Here is a 26,271-nt window from a genome sequence, read left to right on the forward strand (position 1 = left end):
CCGAAATTCCAACAAGGGAGATGATAATGAAATTTGTGAAATGCTTGACTGGTCTTGCATTGGCGGGCGCGCTGGCAGCCCCCGCGCTGGCGCAGGACCCAACGTTCTTCCGTATTGGCACTGGTGGCGCTGGCGGCACTTACTTCCCCATCGGTGGCACCATCGCAAACGGAATCTCCGCCCCTCCGGGATCGCGCCCGTGTGAAGAAGGCGGCCAGTGCGGTGTTCCGGGCCTGATCGCGATCGCGCAATCCACCACCGCTTCGGTCTTCAACAATGCCGCCGTGCAGAACGGAGAACTTGAGGCCGGGCTGGCTGCAGCCGACGTCACCCGTTCGATGTATCTGGGTGAAGGTAAGTTCGAAGGTAAACCTCATCCCAAACTGCGCATCGTCGCCAATCTGTTCCCCGAAGACCTGCACCTGGTGCTTCCGGCCGGCTCGACGATTAATGATCTGAGTGATCTGGAAGGCAAGCGCGTTGGTATTGCGCAGGCTGGTTCCGGCACGCAGGTTGCCGTTTTGCAGATGCTGGATGCTTGGGGCGTCAACCGTGACAACATGGATGAGGCCGAGCTGAACAACAGTCAGAGCGCCGAACGTCTGGCCGATGGTCAGCTTGATGCCTATTTCTATGCGGCAGGCTGGCCGGTTGCAGCGATGGTGCAGCTGTCTTCGACAAAAGGTATGAACCTGCACTCCTTCTCCGACGAAGATCTGGGCAAGATCAACGAGATCATTCCGGCCTATATCCCCTCAGCCATTCCAGGTGGCGTGTATGAAGGCATCGACGGCGAAACCAAGACCCCTGCGGTCAGCGCGATGCTGGTTGTGTCGTCAGACCTGTCTGACGATCTGGTCTATGAGCTGACCAAGGCGATGTGGAACGACAATACCCGCAAGCTACTGGACAACGGCCATGCTAAGGGCAAGCAGATCACCCCTGATACTGCTTTGGATGGTGTCGAAGCACTGGGCGTTCCGCTGCATCCGGGTGCGGAGAAATTCTACAAAGAAGCCGGACTTCTTCAGTAACCCGTTCTCATCTCAACTCATCGTCCGGTGCCCCTATTTGGGGCACCGCACACTCTAAATGCGCGAAATCAGGGGGCCATCATGTCCACGACTAAGAATCTTGATGACCACGAACTCACAGCCGAAGAATTAGCGGCTATCGAAGAACAGTTCGACGAGGGTGCTGCCGTCCGGCAGGTTACGCCGACAACTGGCAAGGTCCTGCGCGTTGTGGCCCTGATCTTTGCGTTTTACGAATTCTTAACGGCCGGTTTTGGCCTGCCGGCCGATCACTGGCACATGGGCATCTATCTGGCTCTACTGTTCATTCTGGTCTACGCGACAATCCCGATTATCGGGGCCAAAAGCCTATATGCGCTTAAGGTCAGCCGGTTCCGGATCGGCAACATCCCTCTTTACGATCTGGTCTTCATGGCTCTTGGGATCATAGCGGCGCTGTATGTGGGCGTCGCCTGGCGTGGCATTCCGTTTCTTGGGATTGAGGAACAGACCTTCCGTATGGGTAACCCCAACAGTTATGACGTGATTTTGGGTGTGATCATCATCCTGCTGGTGCTGGATATCGCACGCCGCACGCTTGGTTGGGTACTGCCGCTGATCATCTGCGTATTTATCTCATACGCTTTGCTTGGGCCGTATTTCCCCGGATTGTTGCAGCATCCTGGCGTGAACTTCAAAACCTTCGTTTCGTCGATGTACTTCCCGCAGGAGGGCATCTACGGCGTCACGTTGTGGGTCGTCTCGACGATCGTCTTCCATTTCGTGTTGTTCGGCGTGATCGCGCAACGCACCGGGTTAGGGCAACTTTTCATCGATAACGCCACCATTTTGGCGGGCCGCTATACCGGCGGTCCGGCAAAAGTGTCGGTGGTATCCTCGGCCTTCTTCGGCACGATCTCGGGTTCTTCGGTGGCCAACACCGTATCAACCGGCGCGCTGACAATTCCCAACATGAAGCGCCTTGGATACCCCGGCCATTTTGCGGGTGGGGTCGAGGCTGCTTCCTCGGCGGGTGGTCAGATCACTCCGCCGATCATGGGTGCCGCTGCCTTTATCATGGCAGAGTTTCTTGAGGTTCCCTACACCACCATCGTTATTGCTGCGATTTTCCCAGCACTCCTGCACTATGTTGGCGTCTTTGCTGTCGTGCACCTGATGGCACGCAAGCTGAATCTCAAAGGTCTCACCAAAGAGCAACTGCCGCAGCTCAAAGCCGTCTGGGCCGAAGGCTGGGCCAACATAGTGCCCCTGATCGGCCTGCTAGTGGTTCTGTTCACGGGTTACACGCCCTTCATGTCGGCCTTCTGCGGCATATCACTTGCTGTAATCGCGGGCATGTCGCGCTTGAGGCAACCTCCGACACTGATCTATGCGGCAGCGTTCCTCAGTTTTGTACTGTGGAAGTTCTCAGACGGCGGCTTTGACCTGACCATGACTACAATCCTGTGCGGATTGACGGTGGTCGCAACATTGAACCCTCAAAAACGCATCGAAGTGCCCGAGATGCTGCAGGCGGTAGAACTGGGTGTGAAATACTCGCTAGCCGTGGGCGCCGCCGCTGCTGCGGTCGGTATTGTGGTAGGCGTGATCAACACCACTGGCATCGGGTTCCGCATCGGTTTCATGGTTACACAGGGCGCAGGCAACCTGGCATCGGATCTGTACAACATGATCTCGTTCGGCAGCTTCCAGTTCTTTGCGATGGAAGACTTACAATTGTTCATCTCATTGGTGTTCATCGCCGTCGTCTGTATCCTGATGGGCGCGGGCATTCCGACCACCGCGCTGTATATCATGCTGGTGTCAGTGGCGCAGCCTGCGCTGGCGCAACTGGGTGTTCCACCCATCGCCAGCCACCTTTTCGTGCTCTACTATGGTGTGGTGTCCGAGATTACACCACCGGTCTGTACTTCAGCCTATGCCGCGGCTGCCATTGCGAACTCAAACCCGTTCCGAACTGGCCTTTCTGCTTTCACCCTTGGATTGGGCAAAGTGATCGCGCCCATGGCCTTTGTCTATGCGCCGGTCCTGCTGTTCGTCTCGTCAACCGGGTTCAACCTATGGGAATTCACCTATACCGCGACCAGTTGCATCGCCGGGGTTATTGCCCTGTCTGCGGCTGTGGTTGGGTATTGGTTGAGTCCGCTGAATATTGCATCGCGCATTCTGTTGGCCATCGCTGGGATTATCTTTGTCGCGCCCAGCCTGACTGCTGATCTGATCGCGCTGGCCGTGGCATCACCTGTCATCGTCACCCAACTGATTGCCCGCAATCGCAGTCACTCTCCGGCGTGAAACCATGACAGAACAAGTGACCATCATCGGCGCAGGGATCGTCGGCATTTGTTGCGCTTTGTCGTTACAGGAACGCGGCATTCCGGTTCGATTGATTGACCGTGGTGAACCAGGTCAGGAAACTTCTTTCGGGAACGCAGGTGTAGTGTCGCCGTGGTCAATCATTCCGCAAGCGATGCCGGGCATATGGAAATCTCTGCCCCAGATGCTACTGGACCCTAAAAGCGCGCTTTCGGTCAGAACCAGTTACTGGCCAAAAATGATCCCCTGGGGGCTGCGGTTTTTGGGAAACTCTGGCGAAAGATCAGTGCGCGAAATCTCGGACGCGATGGAGCTTTTGTGCCGGCCTTCCATCGACCTGTATCGTCGTCATCTTCAAGGCACCGGGCACGAAAACCTGATCACTGACAGCTACTATATTCACGCTTTTCGCCACCGGAAGCAGGCTGATCTGAATGGGCTTGGATATCTGATCCGCCAGGAAAAAGGAGGCGATCTGGAGCTTGTCGATGGTGCCGAGTTGCGCGGCCTGGAACCTGCACTGTCAGAGGAATTCAAAGCCGCGATCATGATCAAAGGTCAGGCACGCGTAACCTCACCAGGACGTGTGGGGGCGGTACTGGCTGAAAAAGCGCGCTCGCAAGGCGCCGAAATAGTACAAACCGAAGTCACCAAACTGACACCGGCTGAAGATGGTGGTTGGCAGATTACAACCTCGCAGGGCACGTTGCGTGCCGCCAGCATCATCCTCGCGGCCGGTGTGTGGTCCGCCGACCTGCTGAAACCACTGGGGATGCCTGTGCCGCTTGTGGCCGAGCGGGGTTACCACGTCGAATTCCCTAAGCCCTCGGCCCAATTGAACAATTCGGTCATGGATGTAGACGCAAAGGTGGTCGCAAGTTCAATGCAGGACGGTCTGAGAGTCGCTGGCACGGCCGAATTTGGTAGCGTCGACGCGCCCGCTGATCCACGTAAGAAAAAAATCCTGACCGAACAAGCCAAGGCCATGGTCCCAGGCCTCAATACAGGCGAGGCACAATTTTGGATGGGTCGACGCCCGTCCTTTCCGGACAGTTTGCCGGCGATCGGACCAGTTAACGGGCGGGAAGGGCTCTATACCGCGTTCGGGCATTCTCACTATGGGCTGATGATGGCCCCAAAGACCGGCGAGCTTGTGGCCGATCTGGTTTCCGGTCGCAGCCCAAACATCGATCTGGCTCCGTTTTCTCTGGCCCGGTTTTAAAGTTTCAAATCAGAAGGATCCGATGACTATGCCAATCTACAACGGTGGTCAGAACATTTGCGGGGCGTCAATTGGTGTTCTGTGCCTTGAAAGCTATTTTCCAAAACCACCGGGACATATCAAGAACCCTTCCAGTCTGCCATTTCCGGTTCTGTATGAGATGATCGACGGTGTGACGGTACCAAACTTGCTGAACAACCCTTCGCCCGAGTTACTGGCACCGTTCATCGAAGGCGCCAAGCGGCTTGAGGCTGAAGGCGTGCGAGCCATCACAGGCAGTTGCGGCTTTCTAGCCTTGTTTCAAAAAGAATTGGCTGCTGCGGTTTCAGTGCCTGTCTTTGCCTCCAGCCTGATCCAGGTGCCGCTGGCCTTTCAAATGACCGGTGCCAACGCGCCAGTGGGCGTGCTAACTGCGGATGCATCCGCATTGACGCCCCGGCATTTCGAAGGTGTTGGTGCATCAGGTGTTCCTGTGGCCGTGAAGGGATTGGAGGATACAACAGAATTCGCCGAAGTGATCTTGCGGAACACGCGGACCCGGATGGACACGGACCTGATCAAGACCGAGGTCATGGATGCGGCCCGTAATCTGGTTCTTGAAGCTCCGGACATTCGGTCGTTGGTTTTGGAATGCACGGACCTGCCGCCTTACGCATCGCGGCTTCAGGAAGAGCTGCAGCTTCCTGTCTTTGACCTGACCACACTGGCGCAAATGGCGCACGCTGTGACGACCCGGGTGCCATACTTGGGAATGATGCCGTGGCAGCGCTGACCGTGCCAAAACAGTCAATGAAAGAGAAATAGAATGGACCCTGGCCGGGAACTCAGGATATCTGAGGCCTTGCGACATTGCTTTGGTCCCTAGGAGTTGTGAGTGTCCGTTGACTTGTCCATCCTGATGATTGCCATCTGCCTTGGCGCAATGCTGCAAGTCGGCGTTGGTATCGGGTTCAGCATCATCGCGGGACCGCCCATGATGATTTTGCTTGGCACGTCGACAGCGGTTCCCGTTTTGCTTTTGCTGAACACGTTTGTATCAGTAGTAGCGACGGACCGGCATGTTCTGAAAAACAACCATCAACTAATCCGCACCGCGGTCATTGGTTGCTGTGTTGGAGTTGCCGTCGGCCTTGTTGTGTATCCCTTTTTGAGCGAAGCATTTGTTCTTGCCCTGACGGCGTGTCTATTGCTGATCGGGTTGATTACGACCTTGCTCCCCTTGCGGGGATCCATTGGCAACGCTGGGTTTTTAGTCGTTACAGGACTGTCTGGGCTTGCGACTGTTTGGGCAGCGACACCGGGCCCTCTTATGGTGTTCGGTTTGATAGCTAAAGGCCGTTCCGCCAAAGAAGTAGCGAAACTGGTTCAACCGATAGCGTTGGTGGCATACGGCATAGCTTTCTTGTTGCACAATTTGTCCGAAACCCAAGCAATCTCATATGAACCGCAGTTAATAGGGTTCGTTGCGATCACTCTGATCGGCAGCATAATTGGTCGTGCAGCAGGCCCTTATTTGCCACAGCCGATCGTCATCGCAGTGATCCGCGTGGTATCCTTGATTGCCTGCTGCGTTCTGTTCCATCGGGCTTTTTCAATGGCTTAACCTTAAAGGTCACAAGATGACACGAAACAACAATCTGCACAGGTTTCCACGTGCCAAACTTATGTCGGGTCCAACCCCTTTGGAGCGTTTGGACAACTTGTCGGCAGAACTGGATATCGACCTTTGGCTGAAACGTGATGATCTGACTGGGCTTAGTTTTGGTGGCAACAAAACACGGCAGCTTGAATTTTATCTCGGAGATGCGCGTCAGCAGGGTGCTGATACCATACTGATCACCGGCGCCGTTCAATCCAATTTCGTTCGGTCTGCGGCCGCTGCGGCAGCCAAGCTGGGCATGCAATCCGTGCTTCAGTTGGAAGAGCGTGTCCCTGACATGGGGGCGGAGTACTATTCGTCCGGGAATGTGCTGCTGGCACAAATCCTTGGTGCCGAGCAAATGGGTTACCCTGAAGGTGAAGACGAAGCGGGAGCCGACGCAGCACTGCACGCGCGCGCAGTAGAATTGAAAGCCAAAGGTCACAAACCGTACGTTATTCATCTGGGGCTGGGCCATCCGCCCTTGGGTGCCTTGGGCTACGTCGTGGCCGGACAGGAATTGTATCAGCAGATGCCGGACTTCGACGCGGTCGTCGTCCCCTCGGGTAGCGGTGCCACACATGGCGGACTGCTGACCGGTCTGGCGTTAGAAGAAAGCACTGCCTCGGTGTTTGGGATTTGCGTGCGCAGAGATCGTGAAAAGCAGCAGGCCCGAATGAAGGCCGTTTTGCAGAAGCTTGCAGACTTGCTGGATATCGACGCAGGACTTCTACAGGACAAGATCGATGTTTTCGACGAAGCCTTGCCGCCGGGTTATGGCAAAGTGAATGCAATAACGCGCGCTGCATTGGAAAAGATGGCACGGACGGAAGGGGTTTTCCTTGACCCTGTTTATTCTGCGAAAACGTTCGCTGGTTTGCTGAACCTGGTCGAAAGCGGGAAGATCAAGCCAGGCGAAAAAATCGTATTGTTACATTCGGGTGGATTGCCCGCACTCTTTGGATATCAAAGTGAATTGATCGACAACCCAACTTGAAGCGTTCGCAGTCCTCATACGTTTCAGAAACTCGCTTGCCTTCATCTTTGGTGCCCAAACCAAACTCCTGAAACCCCAGCGATGAGCTATCTGTGTCTGCGTGGCATCGTGCTACAACGGCTAACCGAAAGTCATAGGATCACGATTACGAGGTACACGGATCGAGGGCGAAGCTTCAGTTCTACGACTGGAGTACGGTGCAGAGCAAATTTAATCAGATTGAACGTTTGGCGATTCAATCGCCGCAACCGCCGCCATCTCCTGAGCCACAATCACCTGAATCCTCGTCGGCGAAGGGGTCGTTGCATTCAAAAATTAGCGTCAGCTCACTTTTGGAGGTCAGGCTATTAAGCGTGATCACAAAAACGAAGAGAGGTACGCTTAGCCAAAGCACTCCAAACAAAAAACCGCCACTTTGAACGATGGAACTGGCGCCGATGCAAATGAACACCAGCAAGAAGATCAGCACTATGAAAGTTCCAACTCTGTTTTTCCGCTTCCAAATCCCTTTTGGGGGCGTTCCAAACAAGTCCGAATAGGCTTTGACTGTGGATTTGTAGTCATCCAGATGTTGGAGACCTTGACCGCCGGGGTTGTGATGTACTGGTTTGCCCAGCTTCTTGCAAAAGACGTCCCAATAGTCGCGGCTGTGTTGCATGTGCAAATGCCAAACCAAATCGACCGCCTTTGAGGGCACGTTGCGTTCTGGTCGGGTGGCACAAAGATACATGAACTTTTGATATTCGGCGATCGCCACATTGGCGGTATCGCGAGAGATGCGGTTTTCGGCCATTAGTTGTTCAATGAACGGCGAGCCTGCAGCATCATCAGGCATTTTATGCGTCTTAATCAGCTCCCATAGCTGAGTATTGAGAGAGGTCATCGGAGCCTCCTATGTTTTCTCTTTTTTGCAACTTTGGACTAGCGCACGAATATGACAGATATGTGACACGTGCGGGAACCAGCTTGCGACACTGAGGCCAGTGGCGAGTTCGGAGCCAAACAAACCTCCTTCTACATTCAGGCTGAGCGCCTTGAAAACCGGGCGCTACTTTTGGCGAAGTAATAGCCTCCTGAGGTTTTTTGCGTGGTCACTCGACGCTGAAATTTCGCTTTTCTGCCGACAAGCAGGAAAACACAAATTCGCAATCGAGTTGTTCAGAATTTGATCAGCACGAATTTAGATGTCAGCCACAGTGCTGCGATAAGGATTACGTAAGTTGAAAGAACCCAAGCGGTTGCTTCTCTAATAGGCAGGCTTTTCATCTGCATGTGATGATGCCCGGCCATTTGGCGCCCGTTTTGACCTGCCATTTCGCTGTGTTCGTGGGAAACATGACCAAGTGCTGGTGCCGGGCCATCAGCACCGGGAAGTGTCATGCAACCGTGTTTCAGGTGGTTCGCCACCAACCATCGGTTCATCGGAAAGGCGACAACCGCACCGACAACAGTCGCAAGGCTCATGCGAAACCAGAATTGTGGGGTAAGCGGGTCCTCGGATCCCGGCCACGCAGCCGTAAGCAGAACCATCGTCGGGATCATTCCGGTCATAACCATGTTCATCGAAACCGTTTCTGCAAAGAGCGTCTTTCGAACGGCCTGCCCGTAACTCCCGAACATTGGCATCATCATCAGAGCCTGGAAGATAAACAAACCAGATACGAACCCAAAGGCATACTCGACCAAGATGTCCCACCCATTTGAAAGGTCCAGGAAGTGGACGAGGATGGCAGCAAAAATGATGCCCGTGGCATCACCTGCAACGCAGTGCATTTCGCTATTGATACCTTGTTTCCAAGTTGCGCGCGTATACTGGTCGTGACCTCCCGGGAATGGGCGGCGACATGCAAGCAAGTAGAAGAACAAGCCGACCGGACCGGTGTATAACGTTACGAGTATCCATGCGGTTCGCTGTACCCAACTCGTAACGCCGTTGCTGATCGAATCCCAAATGACAAAGCCCACGCTGACACCAGTCAAAAGAAACCAGACGAGCATCGCACCATTCAGCATATTAATTCCCTATGTTCGGCGAAAAAAACACCGCGGATCGGATTGCGCCAGTCATGTGTTGTCAATTGACCAACTGTCCGGATTGTCCCGAGTAACTCTCTATCTGCATCGATTGGGCCGACCGTTGTTTCGCGCGACCTGATTACCCCACCGCAATAGGTTGACGTTGCAATCATCCCGATCGATCAGAACTTCGATCAGGCAAAGACCGTCATGATCCAGAGCTGTTTTGATGGCCGTGTCCAACTCGCCTTCTGTTTTCACCTTGCATCCCCAGGCGTTACCCTCTCCGGCGCCAAACACATCAATCAAACCGGCGTAGTCCCAATTCTTGATGGTGTTATATGGGCCATCGTGGATTTCTACTTCGATTGTGTAGCCGCCATTGTTGATGAGGAAAATAATTGGCTTTGCATCGTACCGGATCATGGTCGAAATCTCTTGCGCGGTCAGTTGGAACGAACCGTCGCCAATGCACGAGATCAACCGGTGCTTCCTGTTACCTAAGGCGTATCCCAGCGATGCACCGACAGACCAGCCAATGGATCCATACTGCATCTGTATCTCGAAACGCGTGCCCTCGGGCAGTTTGGTCTCTATGCCGTTGAACCATGAGTCACCCGTCTCCACGAGCAACGTGCTGTCCTTATCCAGCATCTTCTGCACGCGGGCGAATAGTTGGCGAACCGTCACCGGTGTTTCGGCTTCACCGGGCGCTGGCGGGTTTTGTTCGGTTCTGACACGTTCGAAGGCCGCGACAGCACCGCTGTTCGGCGTAAGCTTGTCAGTTAGCGCATCCAGAAATTCATCCATGCGGACATTGCTGAAATGTGTGTCACCCAACTGTATGGACGTTGGATGCACCATAACCGCTTTGCCGGGATCAAAACCAAGCTGATGACCCGTCGTAGTGTAATCGGTGAAAACAGGGCCGACAAACAGCAGCCCGTCGGCGGCATCGACAATTTCCCCACAGCCCGGCGTGCTGACCGGCCCCCAATAAATCCCCATGAAGCCTTCGCTTGTCTCAGGCAGGAAGCTCTTGGCGTTGGGCATAGATGCCTGGGCGTATTCGCAGGCCGCGGCAAGGCTGCGCAAGGGGCGTTCGGCCTGACCCGCGCGCACTTTGCTTCCCGCGACAAGTACTGGCCGCTCTGCCGTATTCAGGAATTCAGAAACTTGAGAGACCGCAGTCGCTAATGTGTTCGGATCACTGCTGGACTGCCTGGCGAAACTACGCGGTACAGGCGCGGACGTAGGTGCACCTGCAATGTTCGAGGCGATTTCGATATAGACCGGTTTGCGTCGAAGCATTGCGGTGTCTATCGCCCTGTCGATCGCGACAGGCGCAAGAGACGGATGATGAATCGTGACAGCCTCTGCAGTGACGCGGGCGAACATCTCGCGTTGGTAATCGTATTCAACCTCGCCAAGCGTGTGGTGCAGATATTCCCACTCGGCTTCTGAGTTTGTGTTCGGCCCACCGGAAATCGCGATCAATGGAAGATCTTCGGCATAGGCGCCTGCGACGGCATTCAAAAGGCTCAACCCTCCGACCGAATAAGTGACGACAGCCGCTGACGGCCCCCCGGTTGCGCGAGCATACCCGTCTGCTGCGTAGCCTGCGTTGAGCTCGTTGCAGCAACTGATCATCCGCAGATCCCGATTGCCAAGCAGCTCGTCCAGCAGCACCAAATTGTAATCGCCGGGAACCACAAAATAATCCGCAATTCCAGCTTCTTGCAGTCTCTTCGCCAGATATGATCCGACAGTCCAGCGCTCTGTTGCCATGCCATTACTCCAATACAATTTATCAAAAAGAACTTGGCACATCCTATTCACGAAAGCCGGATTCGCAAAACCAAGAGAGTTGCGCTTGGCTCTGTCACGGAGAAGCTGGAAGCCGAAATCTGTTTTGAACTAGTGGGTGCTGTCTGCGTCAAAACTCAGCTATCGGTCTGTGCGGCCACCCAGTCGAATGACATCGCGCGATAAAATCGACAGAAAAGATCCTGAGCCTGAATGGGCCTTTACATCAACTCGAACCACAGATTGGACAAATTTACTCTTTGTGGGCGTTTCTGCCGCTCCCTATTGGAAGTGGATAACAATGCAGTATGCTCGATCCACCGACCAACCAATTGTGTGTTTGGTTTCCGCTCGTTGCGCGTCCACTGAAGATTGTTGAGGGCACCCTCGGACGCGGGTCCATTTGGAGAGAAAAGCATGCCGGTAACCGGGCCACCGCTGGCCGCTCCCGCGGATTTAACGAACCTTTTTCGGCGGGGATTGTCGGCGGATCCCAAGGCGATTGCGCTTTACGCGTTGGACGGGGCTTTGACCTGGCAGGAGCTGGATACCGCCTGTACACGGCTGGCGCTTCGATATCTGAGCCTGGGGCTTAATCCGGGGGACCGAATAGCTTCGATTATGCCGAACCGCGCGGTGTTGGTGATCCATTATCTGGCCTGCATGCGGGCCGGTTTGGTGGCGATGCCGCTCAACTATCGCTATACGGCCGCGGATATCGACCATGCGCTTCGGTTGGCGACGCCGGCGGCGCTGTTGGTGCATGGCGAGCGCGCCAAGGATGTGGCCGCAGTGCCAGGCGTCGGGCGACTGCCTTTGGGGTTGATATCCTATGCAGGCGAAGTGGACGGGGCGCTCGTCTTGAAGGACCTGATGGACGGTGAGGTTGAGGGGACATTGCCGACGATTGGGGCGGACGCCCCGGCGTTTATATTTTTTACTTCAGGGACCACGGGCAAGCCGAAGGGCGTGACGCATAGCCATGCCAGCATGGGGGCTATGGTGGCAAGCAATGCTCAGGGGTTGGGGTTGGGACCCGGTGATGTGGTGCTTCCGGCGTCGTGGATTTCCCATACAGCCGGGTTGCGGCTGACGTTTGCAGGGCTTTGGGCCGGTGCCAGAACGAACGTAGTGCGGCTGTTTTCGCCCGACGAACTCCTAGGGCTCCTGCGACAGACGAAGCCGACAGTGGCGCAGATATTGCCTGCGCCATTGGCTGCATTGGTAACGGGGCACGGTGCAGTGCGCGAAGACTTTGCTTCATTAAGAACGATGATGGCAGGTGGCGACAAACCCTCGCAGACACTGGTCGACGCCTTTGGCGCGTTGGCGGGTGTGCCGATCGGGGCGTTTTATGGAATGACTGAAATGGGGACGTCACATTCGAACACACATGGAGGAGTTGAGAAAGTCGGTTCCATTGGATTGAACAATCCAGGCTATGTCTCGGCGCTTCGTGATGAGGCCGGGTTGGAGGTGCCCGTGGGAGTGGACGGCCGGCACTGGGTCAAGAGCCCGACTATGATGACCGGGTATTGGGACGATCCAGGTGCGACAGCGGCAGCGTTTCGGGATGGCTGGTTCGATACAGGCGATTTGATGCGACGGGATGAGGATGGCTATTTCTGGTTCCGGGGGCGGCAAAAACAGATCATCGTGCATGACGGCTCGAACATCAGTCCGGCAGAGGTTGAAGATGTCCTGACAGCGCACCCCGCCATTGCAGCGGCAGTGGTGGTTGGGGTGCGAGATGAGATGCACGGTGAAGATGTATGGGCGTTTGTGAGCTTGGTCGAAGGGGCGAAACCGGTGCGCCCCGGAGATATCATCGCCTTCGCGCAGAAACAGATCGGATACAAGGCGCCGGATGTGGTTCGGATCGTTAGTGCATTGCCGCTGACCATGGGAGGCAAGTTGGACCGGATGGCGTTGAAGCGGATGGCGGCGAAAGAAAGCGGTGCCGCGCATATACTGTGATACCGTGGACGATCAGGTCGCAGATGCGAAATGCTGACCTGAGATAAGAAGCGGTGACGATGGGCAACGGAACTGAGGATCTCATTCCCTCAGCGCGGAATGCGGCATTGGAAGTCGAACCGCAACTTGTTGTAAATAGGCACTCTTAAGCTGCTCAAGCCCTACCGAAAGTATCCGCGCCCGAACAGTTGGGATTGCACGGTCAGGTGCCTTGAGGCACGGTGTGGTTCAACCTGGAAGGATGTTCATGGCCGCTGCAAAACCTACCAACCCGTGGCTCATATTGCTTGGCCTTGCGCTTGGCGTCAGCATATCCAACGCTTTTGGTCGCTTTGCATACGGACTAATCCTGCCATCAATGAAAAGTAGCCTTGGTTGGAGCCTCACTCAATCCGGGTGGCTCAATACGGCCAATTCGATTGGCTACATAGTGGGTTCGATTCTAACGCTTTTACTGATCCGGCATTTTTCTCCGTCGCGATTATTTGCAAGCGGAACTGTGGTGACCGCATTGTGCCTTTTGGCAACCGGGTTTGATGAGAGCCTCGTGTTTCAAACTGCTTGTCGTACTTTGGTTGGGTTGTTTGGTGCACTTTCCTTTGTGTCCGGCGGCGTACTGGCAGCATCTCTGTTCCAAACCAGCGCCCGAAAGAATGCGTTGGCCATCGCCTTATACTTTGGCGGTGGCGGTGGATTTGGTATCGCATTATGTGGCGCGATCCTTCCGAGTATGTTGGAGGTTTTCGGACCACAATATTGGGACTGGGCGTGGATCGGGGTCGGGTTGGCAGCCCTGGTCATTTGCCCATTTTCGGTTTGGGCTTCCACAAAATTGAACGAAACCGAACACGACGCCGCACTGCCTTCCATCCCGCCGGTGCGCAGAATGCTTGGCGAACTCGGCGGGTATGCGCTGTTTGGATTGGGTTACATTGTGTACGTCACTTTTATCTCGGTCTGGATGAAAGAGCAGCACTCCAGCGTCCTGTTGACCACCGCAACATGGATGGTTCTTGGGGTCAGTATTATGGCGTCTCCTTTTGTTTGGCGCGGGGTCTTGGCCCGCTTTCCATCCGGAACGCCGTTGGCGCTAATCCTTACCGGGGTCGCATTTGGATCAGCCCTGCCAATCTTGGTTCCATCTGGATATGGATTGATTTTGTCGGCACTGGTGTTCGGGCTATCGGTCTTTATGCCACCCACTGCAGTCACCAGCTTTGTCCGCCAGAACGTGGATCAGCAGGATTGGGGTGCAACCATAAGCTTTTTTACAGTTGTTTTCGCAATTTCACAGACACTGGGACCAATCGGGGCTGGTATCATTGGCGACTTAACCGGAGAAATAGGAGATAGCCTCGTCGTGGCTTCTGCGGTCCTGCTGGTGGGTGCCCTTTGTGCTGCGATGCAAAAGCCGCTCAGGCGTGAGGCGGCGTAGCCGTCGTATTCAGAACCATACTGATTCATTCCCTATTTGGACGCGGTGGGTTCTGAATGCGCAATGTGAGACCTTCCGGTCACTCCAACCTGACCTGCTTTAGGCAATCTCCTCATAATGCGGGGTCCAGAACTTCGCATCTATTGCCGCTTTCAAGTCATTCCCCGAGGATTTAGGCGCAACCCCATCCAACTGCGCCTGTTGACCAACGGCAAATGCGATAGCCTTGCCGACCTCGCGAATGTCCCCCACATCGGGCAGCAAGCTGGCTGTGCGATCGGACTTCGCAGGTGACAACGTGGCGAGCGCCTCGGCGGCGGCCATGAACATTCCGTCCGTGACGCGGCGCGCGCCTGACGCCAGCACGCCCAACCCCATACCGGGGAAAATGTAGGAGTTGTTGCACTGCGCGACATGATGCGTTTTGCCGTTGTAGACAACAGGATCAAACGGGCTTCCGGTGGCAACCAATGCATGACCATCTGACCAGCGTATAATATCCGCTGGTACGGCCTCAATTCGCGATGTCGGGTTCGACAGCGGCAATACGACAGGATGTTCTGTGTGAGCCGCCATCGCCCGAATGATCTCTTCAGAGAACAAGCCTGCCTGACCGCTGACACCCACCAATATGTTGGGTTTGGCCTGATTAATCACATCCAGCAGTGAAATATTACCATCGGACCAACTTTCCACTTTGGTGAGGGATTGGACGATTTGCGTTTGGAACGGCAGGAGGTCTTTCATCGCATCGGTTAACAACCCATTCCGGTCCACCATGTAGATACGCGCGCGCGCCTCGGTCTCGGGTAATCCTTGGCGGACCATGAGTTGAACAAGTTGCTCGGCGATACCCACTCCCGCTGATCCCGCTCCAAGAAACGCGATGGTAGCGTCCTTTAGTGGTATGCCAGTGACATTTGAGGCAGCCAGCAAAGTGCCCGCCGTTACCGCTGCGGTGCCCTGAATATCATCATTGAATGTACAGAGCTGATCACGATACCGCGCAAGCAGGGGTGCCGCATGTTGCTGAGCAAAATCCTCGAATTGCAGCAAAACATCCGGCCACTTGCGCTTTACCGCCTGTACAAAAAGATCGACAAAGTCAAAGTACTCATCGCCGCTGACGCGTTCATTCCGCCATCCGATATAGAGGGGATCTTCCAGCCGTTCTTTATTGTTGGTGCCGATGTCCAGTACCACCGGGAGCGTTACAGACGGGCTTATTCCGCCCGCAGCGGTATAAAGCGAGAGCTTTCCGATCGGAATTCCCATGCCGCCCGCGCCTTGATCGCCCAAACCCAAAATCCGCTCTCCATCGGTGACGACTATGGCCTCAACTGAGGGTAGGACGGCATTCTCAAGTATGTCATCGATCCGGTCACGCTCGGGGTAGGAAATGATCAATCCGCGTGGGTGATCGTAGATCTCACTGAACTTCTTGCATGCGTCACCCACGACGGGTGTGTAAATTATCGGCATCATCTCTGTTAGATGTCGCACCAATAGAGCGTAAAACAGAACTTCGTTGTCATCCTGCAGGCCACGCAGATAGACATGCTTATCCAGCGACGTCTCTTCACGTTCAAAGGCGGCATAGACGCGGTCAACCTGGGTTTCGAGCGTTTCGATGTGTGGTGGAAGAAGACCCAACAATCCAAACTTTTCTCGTTCGTTTAGAGAAAAGGCAGTACCTTTGTTCAGGAGCGGGTTTGTCACAAAGTGCAAATTTGCAGGATCAGTATTGGCCATAGGATGCCCTTTCGGATCGGCACGCACAGGTTGCACGCATCTGTCTGGTAAGGTCAGCATTATACGACAAAAAATGCAACGAGCTTGCGACTGGAACTTTCCGGATTGAGCCAACACACTCGCGCGCGATGGCGTGCCCGAGTAATTCGCGGCCCAGAACCGCCATTCGTCTCAGTTGCTCACGCTGCATTGCAGATTCCCCGAAGCGGATTTTGGCCGGGAATCTCATCCAACAGATAGGTCGCAAGCAGTTCGGAGTACTGCCAGTCTCTGGAGCTAGGGATAGTCAAAAGAGCCGTGTCCCAAATACGAAAATGTTAATCGGTCTACCGCTTCCATTGTGCCCGGACTCGACACCGCGGAACGATGGACACCCACAATCAATTCGCACGGAAGATGCTAACCTTTACGCTTTTTCCAACCGTTGCATTGACCAGCTAATGACCCCGCCCACCAAGATAAATCCGAGCAAACAACCAAGATAGACATTCATTTTTTCACCCGATGCATTGAACCCGGAATGCCCGAAATTCGAGATGGTTTCGATGGTCTGTTCAACACCAAATACTATACTGAGCCAGGTCAACCAGGGTGGAATATTTTTGGTCTCACCAAATCCCAGCACGGCAATTGCGCTGCCCCTTCTGACAGGCCGCTTGGATCATAAGCCAGGCCAGCCCAAGTCCACGCCTGAACTTTTGCCGTCAGAGTGAAACCAAAGACGCCGGCCAAAAAAACATAGCGATGAGGCACAGGAAGAAGGGCTGAGAACTGGCCAGAAAAAGTCATCAAACCGAGAGAGACAAATGTTGGAGACCAATGCGTTGCCGAAGAAGATTGTGATCGACAAAAACGGTGCCAACATTGCGAGCCTCAAGGCTACCAACAAATGCTGAAGAGCTTCGGTTGTCCGATGCCAATTGAGATGGTGAGCCGTTTGATGAAAGGGTGATCTTGCTCAATGATGCTATTCATGGATTTCCGCCTGACCACATCAATCAGGATCGGGTAGCCGAAACTGAGTGCCGGAGGTGGAGGAACACCGCTTGCAGGATCACTTCTTTTGGAAAATGCGCACCTTTGAATGAGATTGCCGCGGCTAGCTTCCGTCTATATCCGTAACGCCTTTTACACGATGGCCTCACCTCAGTCAGAAGGTAAAAAGTTTGCGACAAAGTCATTAAAGATCACGGTTCCTGACGCCAGACAGAACCCTTTTCACATTCAAGTTGGTTGTAGCAAACGCAGTTTTCAACGATCCCAATGGAAATGACGTCAAACAGTCGTCTCAGTTGTTGTGCTCGACGCTCAGGAAAACCAGTGTGCGCTCCTCTTGGCTCTTGTCTTTAATGGCAACCCGATAGACACGGATTCCGGCGTCCAATTCTCTAAGCTTATAGCTGTCGGGATGATTGACATGCGGATCGTTTGGAGCAGGAGTACCGTCTCGACAATGGGTTATTTCAGCCCATGTGTCGTCAAAGTAGCTTGCGGCCTCATCGCTTCTAAACTGAAATTCCCAATAGCACGAAACGCCGCGGGAATTACCTAAACCATCGAATGCCAGACATACCGACCCAAATGGAGCAACCCCGGTGTCATTAAAGCTCTCAAGTGCAGAGATTCGTGCGCATCCGGCAGCCAGTCCAATGGTCGGATGAACGAGTATAACCGTTAAAAGTGAAAGCCAAAAACACAACGAGACGCTATTGCGAGGTTCGATATCGGATGCTGGAGCGGGGCAGACAAAACTCTTGCTGTCGCGCAGTTTTGCGAAGGTCATTCTTCGCATACGATGCACCCTGACGGGAGACTCTCTGTGACCAACAGTTTTGTTAAGGAGTCGTCATTCTGCTGCATCAGGAACATCAACAATTGAATAGTTGCCCTTTACACGTTCCTTTGTCGGGTCAAAATGAGGGAAAGGCACTATTTTGGCTTTCAGACGCTTTTGTTGGCCGTCCAGTTGCCCGATTTCAATGTCAGCTCCGACGACGGCATGAGTGACCGAAACCCGGCCTAACGCAATAACCTTGCCCAGAACGGGTGATTTCATCGCGCTGGTAATCTCTCCAACCTGCGCCTTTCCTAAACGCACACAGTCGCCGGGCGAGGGGACCGTGCCGCCCTCAATCTCGAAACCGACCAGTTTGCGATGAGGATGGGTCTTGCGTTCTTCAATCGCTGCCCGCCCGATAAAATCGTCGGGCTTTGACTTCAGTGGAACGGTGAAGCCGATGCCTGCCTCGAAGGGATCGGTTTGATCGTCGAATTCGGACCCGGCAAAGATCAAGCCACCTTCGATCCGCACCATATCCAGTGCCGCAAGTCCAAGCGGAGCTATGCCATATTCCTGGCCAACCTCCCAGACGCGATCAAAGATCTCGACGGCATCTTTGGGATGGCAGAAGATTTCATATCCCAGCTCACCTGAATACCCGGTCCGAGAAATTACGACAGATGTCCCCTGCACATCACCAACCCGAGCCACGGTAAGCCGGAACCATGGCAGTTCTTCGATCGTCGGTTGCTGAGGCGGTGTCCAAAAGATCTTGGAAAGGATGTCGCGACTGTACCGCCCTTGAACCGCAATGTTGTGCAATTGATCAGTCGAATTGCGCACCCAGACATTCATATTGCGTTTGAGGGCCTGTTCCTGCAGCCACAATCCGCTCGTGTCATTCCCGCCAATCCAGCGAAAGTTTGTTTCACCCAATCGATAAACCGTACCATCGTCGATCATACCGCCGTGTTCATAGCACATCGCGGTATACACGACCTGACCAACGCTTAGCTTTTTCATGTTGCGGGTTACGCAAAGCTGCAACAGCTCTTCTGCATCGGGTCCGACAACTTCGTATTTCCGCAAAGGGCTGAGGTCCATAACCGCAACCTTGTCGCGGCAGGCCCAGTATTCGGCAATCGCGCCGTGATTGGTCATCGTGTTGGGCAGCCAATAGCCGTTATATTCGACGAAATCACGGGTGTGCCGTGCAAAGCAGTCGTGAAATGCAGTTTTCTTGGTTTCTTCCACATCCGCCTCCGCAGATTTTCTATAGCCGTAGGATCTTTTGAAATCCTCGGTCGCCTTGTAGGTTCGCACCTGAATATCGGTTGGATTCCAGCCATTTGCTGGATCAATGTCGCAGGGACAGCCGGTGCTGACGCAGACCAGATCGGTCAGCGCGCGCAACAAGACGAAGTCACCGGGGCGCGACCAGGGGTCGTCCATGCCAATGGCGTTGGTGTCGTCCAGCATCGTGTTGAAAAAGAAGTTGATTGCAGGCCAACCACCACGTGATTTGATGCCATACTGATCCAAGTCTTTATTGATATTGTCCGAGCAATTCACGTGGCCGGGGTAACCGAGATCTTCATAATACCGCGCCGTACAGGCAAGGCCAAACGTGTCATGGCGTCCGCACGTATCCTGAACGATCTCTATCAGCGGTTCCTGATCAACTGACCAATACTTCGAAAAAATCCCCGGTTTCGGATACAAGCTGCCCATCAGGCTACGCGTTGTTGTGGGATCAATCTCGCGTTCGATCCCCTGATCCAGTGCCCGTCGGCTGAAGGCCTGAAAATCCGAGCACTCACGCCCGCGAACATCGACAATCTGAATGAACTCACCGGCCCTGACCTCGTACGAGTGGGCATTGCCCGGCTGAATATTGAAGTCCCTGAGCGGATCGGCCAGCGGTTCGGGTGGGCCCACATCGGGTTTTTCCAAACCGGGTGCAGAGCGCTGAATGTACAGGATGATATCCGTGGGAGGGTCGTTATCTTCGGGGCGCATCGCCTTGCCGGGTGCAGCCACGATCAGAAGGCCATCACATTCGGCGACGAAATGCACCATGTCACCGGGGCGCGACCCGTCGGTAAACGCCCGAACCGCGTCACCTACTCCGATGTCAAATCCGGCAACTTCCAGAGCGCGCAGCACTTTCTTGCCAGACGGCGATCCATTTGCCAGCGTCGCAATCAAACCATCCGGACGTCCATGTCCCAAAGCACCCAGCATGGCCGCATCAGAACTCCGGTCAGGGCCAAAGAAGACCATCTCGGCCTGTTGCATCCCGTCGCGGTCCAACAAGGTTATCGTATCACCTTTGGAAATCGGAACAGCGCGCGACCCCATTCCTGGGACCGGGTGGCGTTCCGTTCCATGCGGCAGGATCGGAAGGCCGGGGGCCAGAACTCCGCTGCGTTCGAACGGAACTTCGAATACCGGCTTCACATTCATAGTGCATCTTCCTGAATGATCTCGGTTGCACCGCGGTGGGTGACAACCAATAGGCATCCCGCCTCGGTTCGCGAATAGTGGCCGGACCCAGCAGCGAGGCTGACAAAGTCGCCGCTGCGATAGTTAAATCCATCGTGATCTGTCAGATCGCCTTCGAGGATGAAGAACTCTTCTGGCCCATGGTGGATATGCGGACTTGAACGTGTGCCCGCTGCCATCTTCATCAGATAACTGCCTTGCCCGGTTCCCTCATCAAAGCTGACATTCTTCCACCAGACTTGCTCGTCGGGTCGGCCTTCCATACGCATCCGGACAAATCCGGGATCGTCGAAACGGGTAACGGTGCGTGGGATTTGATACTGTGCCATCTCAATCAAGCCCCAACCGTTTTTTTCGTTTTTCAGCCCAACTGCTGATCGCCATGTCAAAGGTCAGCGCCATCAGGGACACGTTCAGACCCAGCACAAAATTCTTGCCCAGTTCGGTGCCCGCCAGTGTTCGCTGCAGTTCTTGCCCCAGATCCTGCGTACCGATGAAGGCGGCAATGATAACCATGAAAAAGGCGAACATGATTGCCTGATTAAACCCGACCGCCATTGTCGGCAGTGCCAGCGGAAATTGCACCGACATCAGCTTTTGCCGACGGGTCGAGCCGGACATGTCTGCCGCCTCGGTCATTTCCGGCGGTACATTACTGAGGCCAATAATCGTGTACCGGATCAGCGGCACGGCGGCGAAGATCAGGATTGAGAACACAACTGCCACATCATTGACCCCAAACAGCATGATCGCGGGGATCAGGTAGATGAAGCTTGGGAAGGTTTGCGCGGTGTCGCAGGCCAGCAGGATGCTTTTGGACCAGCGGTTGGACCGCGCTGCAACAACGCCCAAGGGGATACCGATCATAGTCGCCAGCGCGACTGCTGAAATCACAGTATAAAGCGTGATGACCGACCGATCCCACCAGCCCGAGAAGGCGACAATCGTAAAGAAGATCGCGGCGTAGATGCCGGGCTTTCGGCCACCGACCCAATACGCAAAGGACACAACCAGCAGGATAAAAGCAGGAGTCGGAATGGCGAGTAGCGTATTCCGGAACGGGATCAAAACCTTGACGTTAAGGAACCAGCGCAGCCATTCGGTTGTGCCCTTGATCGCGTCTATGGCCAAGAACGACTTGATCACCACGTCGATTTCCTTGCCCTGGCTGAGATGCTGTTTGCGACCAACTTCAGCCAGGATCGGAAACACCTGTGCCAGCAGAGTAAATCCAACAAACAGACCCAGCGCGACCAGCGAAATCTGGTGCCGTTTCCACCACGGGGTCCCGCGTTCGAAGTGCACCGGCTGCTTAACGACCCAGGCCTTTGACATCCGATCCAACGTGACAGCCAGAAGGACGATGGTTACGCCAATCTCGAAAGAACGGCCCAGTTTGAAACTACCCATCATCGCCAGCAGTTTCGCGCCAAGACCGGGCATTCCGATAAAAGCGGTCAGAACAACCATCGCAAGACACAGCATGATCACCTGATTGACGCCGACCAGAACCTCGGTGCGCGCGGCTGGAACGTAGACGTGGCGCAACATCTGCCAGCGTGTGCAGCCAGACATCTGGCCTGCTTCGATCACTTCGGGGCTGACCTTTTTCAGGCCCAGAGTGGTCATCAGGATCATTGGTGGGATGGCAAAGGTAATTGTTGCGACGGCCCCAGCTGTCGGTCCGACCTTAAAGAAGATCACTGCTGGCAGGAGATACGTAAAGAAGGGCAGGGTTTGCAGTACGGACAGGATAGGTTTCAGCAACCGCTCGAACCAACCGTATTTCCAGGCCGCGATGCCCAGTACCAGACCCAGCAAGAAAGCCAATGGAGCCGCAACCACGATGACGGACATCGTCTGCATGGCGATTTTCCACTGTCCGATTGCCGCGGTCCAGATGAAGGTGCCCGCGCCCAAGGCAGCCAACCGCCATCCACCAACGGCATAGCCGACGACGGCTGCCACTGCGGCAATCGCGGACCATGGGATCGGGCCCAGATAGGGCCAGCGACGCTTGCCCTCCAATAGGTTCGCCGAGGTATCCAGCAGAAACTCAAGCGGGCCTTCTGCAATAAAGCGGGTGACATAGATCAGACCGAGATCGTTTTGAATGAAGTTGAATATCGCGTCCAAAACCTGTGCCGTTGGCGGGATTGCAGCCTCAGGAATGCGATTCAGCCACTCGGGCAGAATGCCAATTGCCTTAGCCAGGATCAGTGCAATAGCGGTGACCAGCAGCGCGGTTAGGACTTTGGTTTGCCCCCACGGGCCGTCCCTTGTGTCCGATATGTCGGTGGACAGCGTCGCCATCATTCCGCCCCAAGCAGAACATTCAACGCGGTGTCACGTTCCAGAACCCCGGTGACAACGCCTTTGTCATTCGCGACCGGCAACAGGATGCGCTTGTCATTTACCAGTACCCGCGCCAATTCGTGAATAGTCGAGCCGCCATTGATCGGCGCGCCTTCCAAAGCATGACCATTCACGGGCTTTGCAAGCCCCTTCGCATGTACGACCCGGGCCTTGTCGACATCTTCGGTAAATTTGGCCACATATTCGGTGGCAGGGTTCATCACGATCTGATCGGGGGTGTCACACTGTTCGACCGCGCCGTTGCGCATGATGGCAATCCGATCGGCCAGACGCAGCGCCTCATCGAAGTCATGCGTGATGAAGACGATGGTTTTGCCCAGCATTTCTTGCAGACGGAGGAATTCATCCTGCATTTCACGGCGGATCAACGGATCCAGCGCCGAGAAGGGCTCATCCAGAAACCAGATATCCGGCTCAATCGCCAGTGATCGGGCGATACCGACCCTTTGCTGTTGACCGCCGCTGAGTTCACGCGGGAAATATTCTTCCCGACCTTCAAGGCCCACCAATTTGATGACCTCCAGTGCGCGTTCGCGCCGGTCGTAGCGATCTTGCCCGCGCATTTCCAACGGGAAGGCGACGTTGTCCAATACCGTGCGATGTGGCAACAGACCGAAGGATTGGAACACCATCCCCATCTTGTTGCGGCGCAGCTCAATCAGCTCGCGTTCAGTCAGGCTCATGATGTCCTGACCGTCAACTTCAATCGTTCCGCCTGTAATATCGTGTAGGCGTGAAAAACACCGCACTAGCGTGGACTTGCCTGATCCTGACAGGCCCATAATGACCAGCATCTCGCCACGAGCGACCTCAATCGAGACGTCCTTGACACCGGCGATGTACCCATCCGCGCGGATCTCATCGAAACTGCGGCCAGCGGCCAGAGATTTCAGATAGCTCTCTGGCGAGGGCCCAAACAGTTTCCAGACGTTTTTGGCTGAGATGACAGGCGCTGAGGCGGACATGGCTGCCTTTCTTTCGTGTTGAGCGCGGCCTTGCATCGCTGAGATGTTCAAGGCCGCGCCAGTTTCGGTGGATGCAACCGGATTATGTACTGCAGGCACTGATCCAAGGATCAATGACGGCGCGGTTGGCGTCCAGCCATTCTTCGGCTGCCTCTTCCGGCTCAAGCTCATCAGTGTCGACCAGCTTCGCCATCTCAGCAATCTGCGGGTTGGTGAAAGAAATCTCGGTCAGGGCGCAATACGCGGCCGGCCACTTGTCTTTCATGCCATCCCAAGCCGCCTTTTTCAGGTAACCCTCGGCAGGGTTGCCACAATCATACAGCGCTTCCGGGTTGGGACCTTTGGCTGGATCCTTGTCGCACCCATCTTCCCATGCCGGGAATTCAACGAACTCACCTGGCCAAACAGCTTCGGCGAAGTTTGGCGTCCAGTTAAAGACCAAAACCGGCGTTTTGTCGGCCTCTGCCGCGCCAATCTCAGCCCAAAGGGCTGCGGCTGAACCCGCATTGATCACCGTAAAGTTCAGATCCAGTGCTTCGGCGCGTTCTTTACCATGCTTCAACCAGTCGACCGGCCCATCCAGATAACGGCCCTTGTCACCGGTTTCGGCTGTGGCGAACAGGTGCGCACAGTCGTTCAGTGCCTGCCAGTCAGGCAGGCCCGGGCAGGATTCCTTGGTCCACATCGGATACCACCAATCCTCGCGCGTGACCGCATCATGATCGCCCGCATCATGCAGACCACCTTTTTCCAGTGCCGCGCGGTAGGATGCACCAAAGGCACCTTCCCAGACTTCCATCTCCAGCGCGACATCGCCCAAACGTACCGATTCATAGACGGCCTGACTGTCGGTGGTGACATATTCTACGTTGTTGCCCATCTCTTCGAAGATCAGGCCTACAACGTTCGACATCACGATCTGGCTGGACCAGTTGTGAATGGGGATTACGATCGGGTCGCTGCTGTCTTCGGCAGCCGCGCCAGTTCCCGCTACTGCTGCCAAGGTTGCAGCAGAAAGTAGGTTTGTAAGTTTCATGTTTGCTCCCTGAGTGACATTCATTTTTGAGTTGAGGACTCTTCCGGCCCCGAATTCATGCATTCTGCCTAAGATCGTCTAATGTGCAGAACAGAAATTTGAGGGGCTTTGACCATAATTTCTTGAGGCTAATCCGACTTTTTGCTATCTTAACAGACAGTTGCCTGATCGAATGTTGCCAGATGCGGGCAAATGTTTTTGATCGCGCCGTCGTCCAGCTCGGGAAAAGGCCCCCAAATGCCAAAAAAAGCGCCAGTCACCGGGAAAGTCTTGCCGCCGCTAGACTATTTGTTGGCATTTGAAGCCGCCGCCAAGGCACAGAGTTTTGCGCGAGCCAGCAAGGTGCTGAACATCTCAGAGACCGCAATCAGCCGCAAAGTACGCTTGCTGGAACAGCACTATGACGTGCCCTTATTCGTAAGGGGTCATCGTTCTGTTTCCCTTACTCAACAGGGTGCCATCCTGTTGGCGACCGTGGAAAAATCACTGGACCTGATGCGGGATGTCAGCCGAGACATGCTGGCCAAGCATCAGGCAAATACGGTTTCGATCTCGGCGACCAATTCTGTTGCGTCTCTTTGGCTGATGCCGCAACTTCGCAAGTTCAACAAATCCAATGGCCGAATACGTATCTCTTTAGTGTCTTCTGACAGTGACGCAGAATGCCTGTCAGATTCTATGGACCTGACAATTCTGCGGGGGGATGGCGACTGGCCGGGGTACGAGGCAAAGCTTCTGTTCGGAGAAACCGTTTTTCCGGTTTGCAGCCCCGAGTACCTCAAAAGTAATCCCAATGCCGCGGATATTTCTGCGTTACCGGAACTTGACCTTATTGAGGTCACCAGCGCGCATGCAGAATGGATGACGTGGCGAGCGTGGTTCAGCGGCAATGGTGTATCAACATCATCAATGGAACAGGCAGTCGCGTTCAACACTTACCCATTGTCAGTACAGGCAGCGGTTGATGGATTGGGCATTGCGTTGGGCTGGGCCCATCTTGTTGACCCATTGCTTGAAAGCGGCGCTTTGGTCAGGCCAGTCCAGGGCGCATCGGTGCGAACTGAGTCGGGATATTACCTGCTGAAAAGGCCTTTCAACAGTGCTTTTCCAGAGCAGTTGATAGTCGAAGATTGGCTGCTGGGTCTTAGTGAAGGTCGGAAAAGATACGCCTGAATTGGGTTGTTGGTGGCTGGGCATTGATGGTGAGTTTGGCTGTGGGCTGTTTGGCAACTACAACTCGTGTATTGACCCAGGGGAATAATTATTTACTTTAAAGAAAAATAAACGAATCTGGGTTGGTGCGCTGCCGATCCGGCCAAGACGTTGTCAGACTTTTCTAACCGGGGGTTTTGCCCAATGAGCTATAAATCGGACATTGAAATTGCGCGCGAGGCGCAGAAGAAGCCTATTCAGGA

Annotated in this window: 20 protein-coding genes and 1 pseudogene; 10 read left to right on the top strand and 11 right to left on the bottom strand. The window is 54.7% G+C overall.

Annotation, left to right across the window (positions count from 1 at the left end; all coding sequences use genetic code 11):
- The first annotated feature begins 26 nt into the window (after positions 1-26).
- The 6 genes from AC2FID_RS17055 (at position 27) to AC2FID_RS17080 (ending at position 7,208) form a co-directional block, all read left to right on the top strand.
- Positions 27-1,034 carry a TAXI family TRAP transporter solute-binding subunit gene (locus tag AC2FID_RS17055; protein ID WP_113788396.1) on the top strand — a complete coding sequence of 336 codons (1,008 nt, stop codon included), beginning with the start codon at positions 27-29 and terminating at the stop codon, positions 1,032-1,034.
- 81 nt (positions 1,035-1,115) lie between these two features.
- Positions 1,116-3,329 (top strand): TRAP transporter permease, encoded by a 2,214-nt coding sequence (locus AC2FID_RS17060; protein ID WP_496837867.1) that lies wholly within the window; start codon positions 1,116-1,118, stop codon positions 3,327-3,329.
- Between the two features lie 4 nt (positions 3,330-3,333).
- Positions 3,334-4,572 (top strand): NAD(P)/FAD-dependent oxidoreductase, encoded by a 1,239-nt coding sequence (locus tag AC2FID_RS17065; protein ID WP_496837869.1) that lies wholly within the window; start codon positions 3,334-3,336, stop codon positions 4,570-4,572.
- A 22-nt stretch (positions 4,573-4,594) separates the two neighbouring features.
- The gene (locus AC2FID_RS17070) at positions 4,595-5,344 is read left to right on the top strand and encodes an aspartate/glutamate racemase family protein (protein ID WP_496837871.1); all 750 of its coding nucleotides are present in this window, start codon (positions 4,595-4,597) and stop codon (positions 5,342-5,344) included.
- Between the two features lie 126 nt (positions 5,345-5,470).
- A complete protein-coding gene (locus tag AC2FID_RS17075; RefSeq protein WP_496837899.1) occupies positions 5,471-6,175 on the top strand; it encodes a TSUP family transporter in 705 nt (234 codons plus the stop codon).
- A 16-nt stretch (positions 6,176-6,191) separates the two neighbouring features.
- Positions 6,192-7,208: a D-cysteine desulfhydrase family protein gene (locus tag AC2FID_RS17080; RefSeq protein WP_496761163.1), complete on the top strand. Its 1,017-nt coding sequence runs from the start codon at positions 6,192-6,194 to the stop codon at positions 7,206-7,208.
- Between the two features lie 235 nt (positions 7,209-7,443).
- Here the strand turns inward: AC2FID_RS17080 and AC2FID_RS17085 are convergent, their stop codons facing one another.
- From AC2FID_RS17085 to AC2FID_RS17095, 3 genes are all read right to left on the bottom strand, one after another.
- Positions 7,444-8,091 (bottom strand): glycine-rich domain-containing protein, encoded by a 648-nt coding sequence (locus tag AC2FID_RS17085; RefSeq protein ID WP_496756884.1) that lies wholly within the window; start codon positions 8,089-8,091, stop codon positions 7,444-7,446.
- A 275-nt stretch (positions 8,092-8,366) separates the two neighbouring features.
- Entirely contained in the window at positions 8,367-9,221 is an 855-nt protein-coding gene (locus AC2FID_RS17090) for a DUF4396 domain-containing protein (RefSeq protein ID WP_496837873.1), read from the bottom strand.
- Positions 9,222-9,320: 99 nt separating this feature from the next.
- Entirely contained in the window at positions 9,321-11,012 is a 1,692-nt protein-coding gene (locus AC2FID_RS17095; RefSeq protein WP_496837875.1) for a thiamine pyrophosphate-binding protein, read from the bottom strand.
- 435 nt (positions 11,013-11,447) lie between these two features.
- Between AC2FID_RS17095 and AC2FID_RS17100 the strand changes: the two genes are divergently transcribed.
- Complete coding sequence (locus tag AC2FID_RS17100; RefSeq protein ID WP_496837877.1) at positions 11,448-13,007, top strand: class I adenylate-forming enzyme family protein; 1,560 nt, start codon at positions 11,448-11,450, stop codon at positions 13,005-13,007.
- Between the two features lie 247 nt (positions 13,008-13,254).
- A complete protein-coding gene (locus AC2FID_RS17105) occupies positions 13,255-14,442 on the top strand; it encodes a YbfB/YjiJ family MFS transporter (protein ID WP_496756895.1) in 1,188 nt (395 codons plus the stop codon).
- 99 nt (positions 14,443-14,541) lie between these two features.
- Here the strand turns inward: AC2FID_RS17105 and AC2FID_RS17110 are convergent, their stop codons facing one another.
- Both AC2FID_RS17110 and AC2FID_RS17115 read right to left on the bottom strand, forming a co-directional pair.
- Complete coding sequence (locus tag AC2FID_RS17110; RefSeq protein ID WP_496837879.1) at positions 14,542-16,254, bottom strand: NAD-dependent malic enzyme; 1,713 nt, start codon at positions 16,252-16,254, stop codon at positions 14,542-14,544.
- 346 nt (positions 16,255-16,600) lie between these two features.
- Positions 16,601-16,819, bottom strand: coding sequence for a hypothetical protein (locus tag AC2FID_RS17115; RefSeq protein ID WP_496756900.1), 219 nt, complete (start codon positions 16,817-16,819; stop codon positions 16,601-16,603).
- A gap of 184 nt (positions 16,820-17,003) precedes the next feature.
- On the opposite strand from AC2FID_RS17115, the pseudogene AC2FID_RS17120 reads away from it, so the two are divergent.
- Positions 17,004-17,125, top strand: a pseudogene (locus AC2FID_RS17120) (IS6 family transposase); the annotation flags it as partial.
- A 357-nt stretch (positions 17,126-17,482) separates the two neighbouring features.
- On the opposite strand, the gene AC2FID_RS17125 reads toward AC2FID_RS17120, so the two are convergent.
- The 6 genes from AC2FID_RS17125 to AC2FID_RS17150 form a co-directional block, all read right to left on the bottom strand.
- Positions 17,483-17,986 carry a hypothetical protein gene (locus AC2FID_RS17125; protein WP_496837881.1) on the bottom strand — a complete coding sequence of 168 codons (504 nt, stop codon included), beginning with the start codon at positions 17,984-17,986 and terminating at the stop codon, positions 17,483-17,485.
- A gap of 54 nt (positions 17,987-18,040) precedes the next feature.
- Entirely contained in the window at positions 18,041-20,440 is a 2,400-nt protein-coding gene (locus tag AC2FID_RS17130; protein ID WP_496837883.1) for a trimethylamine N-oxide demethylase, read from the bottom strand.
- Positions 20,437-20,808 carry a cupin domain-containing protein gene (locus AC2FID_RS17135; RefSeq protein ID WP_496837885.1) on the bottom strand — a complete coding sequence of 124 codons (372 nt, stop codon included), beginning with the start codon at positions 20,806-20,808 and terminating at the stop codon, positions 20,437-20,439. The genes AC2FID_RS17130 and AC2FID_RS17135 overlap by 4 nt, the downstream gene beginning before the upstream one ends.
- A gap of 1 nt (position 20,809) precedes the next feature.
- Positions 20,810-22,792: an ABC transporter permease gene (locus AC2FID_RS17140; protein ID WP_496837887.1), complete on the bottom strand. Its 1,983-nt coding sequence runs from the start codon at positions 22,790-22,792 to the stop codon at positions 20,810-20,812.
- Entirely contained in the window at positions 22,792-23,820 is a 1,029-nt protein-coding gene (locus AC2FID_RS17145) for a quaternary amine ABC transporter ATP-binding protein (protein ID WP_058277106.1), read from the bottom strand. The genes AC2FID_RS17140 and AC2FID_RS17145 overlap by 1 nt, the downstream gene beginning before the upstream one ends.
- An 82-nt stretch (positions 23,821-23,902) precedes the next feature.
- Complete coding sequence (locus AC2FID_RS17150; protein ID WP_058277107.1) at positions 23,903-24,856, bottom strand: ABC transporter substrate-binding protein; 954 nt, start codon at positions 24,854-24,856, stop codon at positions 23,903-23,905.
- A gap of 237 nt (positions 24,857-25,093) precedes the next feature.
- On the opposite strand from AC2FID_RS17150, the gene AC2FID_RS17155 reads away from it, so the two are divergent.
- The gene (locus AC2FID_RS17155) at positions 25,094-26,029 is read left to right on the top strand and encodes a LysR substrate-binding domain-containing protein (protein WP_496837889.1); all 936 of its coding nucleotides are present in this window, start codon (positions 25,094-25,096) and stop codon (positions 26,027-26,029) included.
- Positions 26,030-26,271 lie beyond the last annotated feature (242 nt).

This window comes from Ruegeria sp. CDSC068 (genome assembly GCF_059610545.1).

What these genes read in the sequence shown, in the direction of transcription:
- AC2FID_RS17055 (WP_113788396.1), top strand. Translation starts at nt 27, where the DNA reads ATGAAATTTGTGAAATGCTTGACTGGTCTTGCATTGGCGGGCGCGCTG.
- AC2FID_RS17060 (WP_496837867.1), top strand. Translation starts at nt 1,116, where the DNA reads ATGTCCACGACTAAGAATCTTGATGACCACGAACTCACAGCCGAAGAA.
- AC2FID_RS17065 (WP_496837869.1), top strand. Translation starts at nt 3,334, where the DNA reads ATGACAGAACAAGTGACCATCATCGGCGCAGGGATCGTCGGCATTTGT.
- AC2FID_RS17070 (WP_496837871.1), top strand. Translation starts at nt 4,595, where the DNA reads ATGACTATGCCAATCTACAACGGTGGTCAGAACATTTGCGGGGCGTCA.
- AC2FID_RS17075 (WP_496837899.1), top strand. Translation starts at nt 5,471, where the DNA reads ATGATTGCCATCTGCCTTGGCGCAATGCTGCAAGTCGGCGTTGGTATC.
- AC2FID_RS17080 (WP_496761163.1), top strand. Translation starts at nt 6,192, where the DNA reads ATGACACGAAACAACAATCTGCACAGGTTTCCACGTGCCAAACTTATG.
- AC2FID_RS17085 (WP_496756884.1), bottom strand. Translation starts at nt 8,091, where the DNA reads ATGACCTCTCTCAATACTCAGCTATGGGAGCTGATTAAGACGCATAAA.
- AC2FID_RS17090 (WP_496837873.1), bottom strand. Translation starts at nt 9,221, where the DNA reads ATGCTGAATGGTGCGATGCTCGTCTGGTTTCTTTTGACTGGTGTCAGC.
- AC2FID_RS17095 (WP_496837875.1), bottom strand. Translation starts at nt 11,012, where the DNA reads ATGGCAACAGAGCGCTGGACTGTCGGATCATATCTGGCGAAGAGACTG.
- AC2FID_RS17100 (WP_496837877.1), top strand. Translation starts at nt 11,448, where the DNA reads ATGCCGGTAACCGGGCCACCGCTGGCCGCTCCCGCGGATTTAACGAAC.
- AC2FID_RS17105 (WP_496756895.1), top strand. Translation starts at nt 13,255, where the DNA reads ATGGCCGCTGCAAAACCTACCAACCCGTGGCTCATATTGCTTGGCCTT.
- AC2FID_RS17110 (WP_496837879.1), bottom strand. Translation starts at nt 16,254, where the DNA reads ATGCTGACCTTACCAGACAGATGCGTGCAACCTGTGCGTGCCGATCCG.
- AC2FID_RS17125 (WP_496837881.1), bottom strand. Translation starts at nt 17,986, where the DNA reads ATGCGAAGAATGACCTTCGCAAAACTGCGCGACAGCAAGAGTTTTGTC.
- AC2FID_RS17130 (WP_496837883.1), bottom strand. Translation starts at nt 20,440, where the DNA reads ATGAATGTGAAGCCGGTATTCGAAGTTCCGTTCGAACGCAGCGGAGTT.
- AC2FID_RS17135 (WP_496837885.1), bottom strand. Translation starts at nt 20,808, where the DNA reads ATGGCACAGTATCAAATCCCACGCACCGTTACCCGTTTCGACGATCCC.
- AC2FID_RS17140 (WP_496837887.1), bottom strand. Translation starts at nt 22,792, where the DNA reads ATGGCGACGCTGTCCACCGACATATCGGACACAAGGGACGGCCCGTGG.
- AC2FID_RS17145 (WP_058277106.1), bottom strand. Translation starts at nt 23,820, where the DNA reads ATGTCCGCCTCAGCGCCTGTCATCTCAGCCAAAAACGTCTGGAAACTG.
- AC2FID_RS17150 (WP_058277107.1), bottom strand. Translation starts at nt 24,856, where the DNA reads ATGAAACTTACAAACCTACTTTCTGCTGCAACCTTGGCAGCAGTAGCG.
- AC2FID_RS17155 (WP_496837889.1), top strand. Translation starts at nt 25,094, where the DNA reads ATGCCAAAAAAAGCGCCAGTCACCGGGAAAGTCTTGCCGCCGCTAGAC.